Annotated in this window: 8 protein-coding genes; 4 read left to right on the forward strand and 4 right to left on the reverse strand. The window is 69.8% G+C overall.

The genetic code is table 11. The features are described 5' to 3' along the window. A partial coding sequence (gene dapB / locus DBR34_RS19865) for a 4-hydroxy-tetrahydrodipicolinate reductase (RefSeq protein WP_128098069.1) occupies positions 1–516 on the reverse strand: 516 nt, incomplete at its 3' end. A 151-nt stretch (positions 517–667) separates the two neighbouring features. Here dapB and DBR34_RS19870 point away from each other — a divergent pair. The 3 genes from DBR34_RS19870 to DBR34_RS19880 are packed head-to-tail and all read left to right on the forward strand — an operon-like array spanning position 668 to position 2,467. Further along, complete coding sequence (locus tag DBR34_RS19870) at positions 668–1,429, forward strand: 3-oxoacyl-ACP reductase (protein ID WP_128098058.1); 762 nt, start codon at positions 668–670, stop codon at positions 1,427–1,429. Between the two features lies 1 nt (position 1,430). Continuing rightward, positions 1,431–1,832 carry a MerR family transcriptional regulator gene (locus tag DBR34_RS19875; RefSeq protein WP_128098059.1) on the forward strand — a complete coding sequence of 134 codons (402 nt, stop codon included), beginning with the start codon at positions 1,431–1,433 and terminating at the stop codon, positions 1,830–1,832. 53 nt (positions 1,833–1,885) lie between these two features. After that, complete coding sequence (locus tag DBR34_RS19880) at positions 1,886–2,467, forward strand: NAD(P)H-dependent oxidoreductase (protein WP_128098060.1); 582 nt, start codon at positions 1,886–1,888, stop codon at positions 2,465–2,467. A 271-nt stretch (positions 2,468–2,738) separates the two neighbouring features. On the opposite strand, the gene DBR34_RS19885 is transcribed toward DBR34_RS19880, so the two are convergent. Genes DBR34_RS19885 through DBR34_RS19895 form a run of 3 tightly spaced genes read right to left on the reverse strand, consistent with a single transcriptional unit; the run spans position 2,739 to position 5,103 of the window. Continuing rightward, a complete protein-coding gene (locus DBR34_RS19885) occupies positions 2,739–2,993 on the reverse strand; it encodes a DUF6587 family protein (RefSeq protein WP_128098061.1) in 255 nt (84 codons plus the stop codon). Beyond that, entirely contained in the window at positions 2,993–4,852 is a 1,860-nt protein-coding gene (gene feoB / locus DBR34_RS19890) for a ferrous iron transport protein B (protein ID WP_128098062.1), read from the reverse strand. Before feoB ends, DBR34_RS19885 begins: the two co-directional genes overlap by 1 nt. Then, positions 4,849–5,103, reverse strand: a complete 255-nt coding sequence (locus DBR34_RS19895) for a FeoA family protein (protein ID WP_128098063.1) — start codon at positions 5,101–5,103, stop codon at positions 4,849–4,851. The genes feoB and DBR34_RS19895 overlap by 4 nt, the downstream gene beginning before the upstream one ends. A 124-nt stretch (positions 5,104–5,227) precedes the next feature. Here DBR34_RS19895 and DBR34_RS24250 point away from each other — a divergent pair. Then, positions 5,228–5,657 (forward strand): enoyl-CoA hydratase-related protein (locus tag DBR34_RS24250; protein ID WP_258224181.1); only part of this gene is annotated, 430 nt, incomplete at its 3' end.

A 5,657-nucleotide genomic window follows, 5' to 3' on the forward strand; every position in this document is an offset into this window, starting at 1 on the left:
CCCGCCCTTCTGCGCCGCGGCGCCGAGCGTCAGCGCGGTCCCGGAGGGCGCGTCCTGCTTGTGCACATGGTGCGACTCGACGATGTCGCAGTTCCAGCCGGCCAGCGCCGCCGCGGCGCGCTCGACCAGCTCGTCCAGTACCGCCACGCCCAGGCTGAAGTTCGACGCCCATACCAGCGGAATGCCGGCGGCCGCCTGGATCAGCGCCTGGCGCTGCGCCTCGCTGATGCCGGTGGTCCCCGACACCAGCCCGGCCCCCCGTTCGACGCACAGTGCCAGGACCGGGTCGAAGCCTTCGGGCAGACTGAAGTCGATGGCCACGTCGAACGTGGGCGCACCGGCCAGTTCACTGCTGGCGAAATGCGGCACACCGTCCACCACGCGTTGCGCCGGCGACCGGCGGGTCACCGCGGCGACGATCTGCAGGGAAGGATTCTCGGCGGCGAGCCGCAGCAGGGCCTGGCCCATGCGTCCGGACGCGCCGTGGATGAGCAAACGAAGAGGGGGAGTGGTCATGCGCGCAGGCTAGCGGTGCGCGCAGGCCTGCACAAGGGGAAATGCCGCGCGCATCCCGGCCGGCGCGATGCAACGGCACCAGACCGTTGTCGCGCCGCCCCGCCCGCTCCCGCTTGCTACTCTGTGTACCTGCTTTTCCAGGCCTTCGCCCATGCAGCTTTCGCAGCAACGTGTTCTTGTCACCGGCGGCGCCCGCGGCCTCGGCCAGCACCTCGTGCGCGCGTTCGCCCGCGAAGGCGCGCAGGTGGTGATCAACTACCTGCACAGCGTCGACGCGGCGCAGGCGCTGGCGGCCGAACTGGGGCCGTCCACGCTGGCGGTGCAGGCCGATGTCACCGACCGGCGTCAGGTCGATGGACTGTTCGCCCACGCCCACGCGCATTTCGGCCACCCGATCAACTGCGTGGTCAACAACGCACTGGCCGCCTTTTCCTTCAACGGCGACGCGCGCGCCAAGGCCGACACCATCGCCTGGCCTGCGTTCCGCGCGCAGTTCGAGGGCAGTGTGCAGGGCGCCTTGAACACCGTGCAGGCGGCGTTGCCGGGCATGCGCGCGCAACGCTTCGGGCGGATCATCAACATCGGCACCAATCTGTTCCAGAACCCGGTGGTGCCCTACCACGACTACACCGCCGCCAAGGCCGCGCTGCTGTCGCTGACCCGCACCCTGGCCGGCGACCTCGGCCCGGACGGCATCACCGTGAACATGCTCTCCGGCGGCCTGCTGCGCACCACCGACGCCAGCGCCGCCACGCCCGAGGCGGTGTTCGACTACATCGCCGCCAATACCCCGCTGCGCAGCGTGACCACGCCGGCCGAATTCGCCGATGCGGCGCTGTTCTTCGCCTCGCCGTGGTCGCGGGCGGTCACCGGGCAGAACCTGGTGGTGGACGGCGGCCTGGTACGCGACTGACATGCGCATTTCCGAGGTGGCCCGGCGCAGCGGCGCCAGCCAGAAAGCGATCCGGCTGTACGAGGCGCGCGGCCTGCTGGCCACGGTGCCGCGCATCAACCGGTACCGCGACTACAGCGAACAGGACCTCAACCTGGTGCTGTTGATCCGCCAGGCGCTGGTACTGGGCTTCCGGCTGGCCGACGTGGCTGCGTTGCGACGGCCCGATGGCAGCATCGACTGGGACCGGGTGCAGGCCTTGCTGGCGTCACGCCAGCAGGCCGTCCGCGCCGACCTTGCGCGGCTGCGGCAGCTGGACAGCGCACTGAGCGACCTGCGTGCCGAGGTGGCCGTACTGGCGGCGGAGGGCCACGACGGCCCGCTCGACGCCTGTCTCGCCCAGGGCGCGTGCGTGGCCGCTTGACTCTGCCCCATGGGGCAGACCGTAGCCTGCACCGCCCGGCAACGAGCGCCCGCATGTCCCGATCCATCGTCATCCTGCTTGGCCACCCCGACCGCGACAGCCTGTGCGGCGCGTTGGCCGAGCGGTACCAACACGCCGCGCTCGCCGCCGGCCACACGGTGCAGCTGTTCGCGCTGGGCGAGATCGACTTCGACCCGATCCTGCGCCACGGCTACCGCCAGATCCAGCCGCTGGAACCGGGCCTGGAGCAGATCAACGCCGCCATCGCCGGCTGCGAGCATCTGGTCCTGGTCTATCCCACCTGGTGGGGCGGCATGCCGGCGTTGCTCAAGGGCTTCTTCGACCGCGCCTTCCTGCCTGGCGTTGCCTTCCGGTACCGCGCCGATTCGGTGTGGTGGGACCGCCTGCTGGCCGGACGCAGCGCACGGGTGATCACCACCCTGGACACCCCGCCCTGGTACTACCGCTGGATCTACCGCATGCCGGGGCACCAGCAGATCCGGCGGACGATCCTGGAATTCTGCGGCATCCGGCCGGTGAAGATCAGCGGCTTCGGGCCGGTGCGCAGCGCCTCCGCGGCGCAGCGCGAGGCCTGGTTGCAGCGGGCCGGGCAGCTGGGCCGCCAGGCCCGCTGACCCCCCGTAGAGCCGGGCTCTGCCCGGCTTGCGTCAGATCCCCGAACGATTGACCGAAGAGCAGCCGGGCAGAGCCCGGCGCTATGTGGCTGGCGTCAGTTCCCCGAACGATTGGGCGAACGGCAGCCGGGCAGAGCCCGGCGCTACGTGGCTAGCGGCAGTTTCCTGAACGATTGGGCGAACGGCAGCCGGGCAGAGCCCGGCGCTACGTGGCTGGCGTCAGTTCCCCGAACGATTGGGCGAACGGCAGCCGGGCAGAGCCCGGCGCTACTCAGTGCTGTTTCGGGGCGCTTGGGCCGCAGCTGTCGCAGCCGCCACACGCGCCACCGCCGCCGCTGGCCGGGGGCGCGATCTTCCGCCCCAGTGCCTGAAGCCAGCCGGCGCGCTGCGGCTTCACCAGCCCCAACGCGATCGCCCCACGCGCCTTGCGCACGGTGCCGGGGAACTGCTTCTTCAGCACCACCCAGGCGCTGACCAGCACGATCAGCACCACCACGATGTACTGCAGCAGCAGGCCGGTGCTCATCAGCCGCCGCCCAGTGCCACGGTCACCTGGTAGGTGACCAGCGCGGCAACATAGGCCGCCGCGAACAGGTAGACGGTGGCAAAGCCCACCTGCTTCCACGAGTTGGTTTCACGCTTGATCGTGGCCAGCGTGGAAATGCACATCGGCGCATAGATGAACCACACCAGCAGCGACAGACCGGTGGCCAGCGACCAGCCATGGGCCACCACCGGGGTCAGCGCCTGGATCGCCGCATCGTCGTCGGCGGCGGACAGCGCATAGATCGTGGCCAGCGAGGACACCGCCACTTCGCGCGCGCCCATGCCCGGAATCAGGGCGATGCAGATCTGCCAGTTGAAGCCCAGTGGCGCGAAGATCGTGGTCATGGCATGACCGATCTGGCCGGCAAAGCTGTAGTCGATGGCCGGCATGGTCGCGTTGGCCGGTGCCGCCGGGAACTTCAGCAGCACCCACAGCAGGATGGTCAGCGACAGGATGATGCCGCCCACGCGCTTGAGGAAGATCATGCCGCGCTCGTACAGGCCCACGGCCAGGTCGCGCGGGTGCGGGATGCGGTACGACGGCAGCTCCAGCATCAGCGGGTGCTCGCTCTTGTCGCGGCGCCACTTCTTCATCACCCACGACATCGCCAGCGCGCTGAGGATGCCGGCCATGTACAGACCAAACAGCACCAGCCCCTGCTGGCTGACAAAGCCCCACAGGGTTTTGGCCGGAATGAACGCGCCGATCAGCAGCGCATACACCGGCAGCCGCGCCGAACAGGTCATCAGCGGCGCCACCAGAATGGTCGCCAGACGGTCACGGGGGTCCTGGATGCTACGGGTGGCCATGATGCCCGGCACCGCGCAGGCGAAGCTGGACAACAGCGGGATGAACGAGCGCCCGGACAGGCCCGCGGCGGCCATCATGCGATCCAGCAGGAACGCCGCGCGCGGCAGGTAGCCCGATTCTTCCAGGGCCAGGATGAAGGCGAACAGGATCAGGATCTGCGGCAGGAACACCACCACCCCGCCGACGCCGGCAATGATGCCGTCGGTGATCAGGCTGGTCAGCGGGCCTTCGGGCAGCACCGCGGCCACGTTCTCGCCCAGCCAGCCAAAGCCGGCTTCGATACCGTCCATCAGCGGCGTGGCCCAGGCAAACACCGCCTGGAAGATCAGGAACATCACCACCACCAGGGTAATCAGCCCGAACACCGGGTGCAGCAGCCAGCGGTCCAGCGCGTCGTCGATCTTCGCGGTGCGGGTGGGCATGCTGACCGACGCGGCCAGGATGCCGCGCACCTGCGCGTGGTAGTCCGCCGCCGCGTCCGGCACCGCCACGGGCGCCTGCAGGTGCGGCACCATCGCGTCCAGCCGCGCGACCAGCGCCTGGGCACCGTTGCGGCGCACCGCCACGGTTTCCACCACCGGCACGCCGAGCGCCTGTTCCAGCGCCGGCACGTCGATCTTGATGCCCCGGCGCTCGGCCGCGTCCACCATGTTCAGCGCCACGATCATCGGCTTGCCCAGCTCGCGCAGTTCCAGCGCGAAGCGCAGGTGCAGGCGCAGGTTGGTGGCGTCGATCACGCACAGCAGCACATCCGGCGCGGCCTCGCCCGGGTAGAAGCCGCGGCACAGGTCGCGGGTGATCGCTTCGTCCAGGCTGGCCGGCTGCAGGCTGTAGGCGCCCGGCAGGTCGAGCACGGCGAACTCGCGGCCGGACGGCGCACGCAGGCGGCCTTCCTTGCGCTCGACGGTCACGCCGGTGTAGTTGGCCACCTTCTGGCGGCTGCCGGTGAGCTGGTTGAACAGCGCGGTCTTGCCGCTGTTGGGGTTGCCCACCAGCGCCACGCGCAGGGTTGCGGTCGCCGCGTTCATGCCGGCACCCCGACGGGCAACGCGGTCACGTGGACGCGCCGGGCCTCGCTGCGGCGCAGGGCGAAGCGGGTAAACCCGACCTGTACCAGCAGCGGCTCACCGCCCACCGGACCACGGGCTACCAGACGCACATCTTCACCCTTGACGAAGCCCAGCTCCTTGAGCCGGCGGGCGATGGCATCGTTGGCGTGTAGTTCCTGCACCGATTCCACCAGGGCGGAGCTGTGCAGAGGCAGATCGGACAGCGTCACGGAGCGCCTTGTGGTTGATAGGAATGGTTATCAATTCTAGCATCGCCGCGTCGCGTCATGGCCGCTGCCCCACGGCCCGCTATGATCTGTACATGTATGGAGCAACCACAGGTCCCCTGCCCCCATGAGTGATGCATTACGGATAGAACGCAGCGCCTCGGTGCTGACGCTGTGGCTGAACCGCCCCACCCTGCACAACGCCTTCGATGCGGCCCTGATCGCCCAGCTCACCGCGGCGCTGGAGGCGGCCGGCCGTGACGAACAGGTCCGTGCGGTGGTGCTGGCCGGCCAGGGCGCGTCGTTTTCGGCGGGCGCGGACATGCAGTGGATGCGCGGCATGGCCGCCGCCAGCGAGGAAGACAACCGCGAGGATTCGCTGGCGCTGGCGCGGCTGATGCGCACCCTGGACGAGCTGCCCAAGCCCACCATCGCACGGGTCCAGGGCGCCGCCTTCGGTGGCGGGGTGGGCCTGGTCGCCTGCTGCGACATCGCCATTGCCAGCACCGCCGCCCGCTTCGGGCTGACCGAAAGCCGGCTGGGCCTGCTGCCGGCGG

The sequence above is a fragment of the Stenotrophomonas sp. HMWF003 genome, from assembly GCF_003061285.1.
Lineage (GTDB): Bacteria > Pseudomonadota > Gammaproteobacteria > Xanthomonadales > Xanthomonadaceae > Stenotrophomonas > Stenotrophomonas maltophilia_AP.

Bases quoted from the DNA above. Each gene is read 5' to 3' on its own strand.
- DBR34_RS19885 (WP_128098061.1), bottom strand. From the start codon at position 2,993: ATGAGCACCGGCCTGCTGCTGCAGTACATCGTGGTGGTGCTGATCGTG.
- DBR34_RS19880 (WP_128098060.1), top strand. From the start codon at position 1,886: ATGTCCCGATCCATCGTCATCCTGCTTGGCCACCCCGACCGCGACAGC.
- feoB (WP_128098062.1), bottom strand. From the start codon at position 4,852: ATGAACGCGGCGACCGCAACCCTGCGCGTGGCGCTGGTGGGCAACCCC.
- DBR34_RS19875 (WP_128098059.1), top strand. From the start codon at position 1,431: ATGCGCATTTCCGAGGTGGCCCGGCGCAGCGGCGCCAGCCAGAAAGCG.
- DBR34_RS19870 (WP_128098058.1), top strand. From the start codon at position 668: ATGCAGCTTTCGCAGCAACGTGTTCTTGTCACCGGCGGCGCCCGCGGC.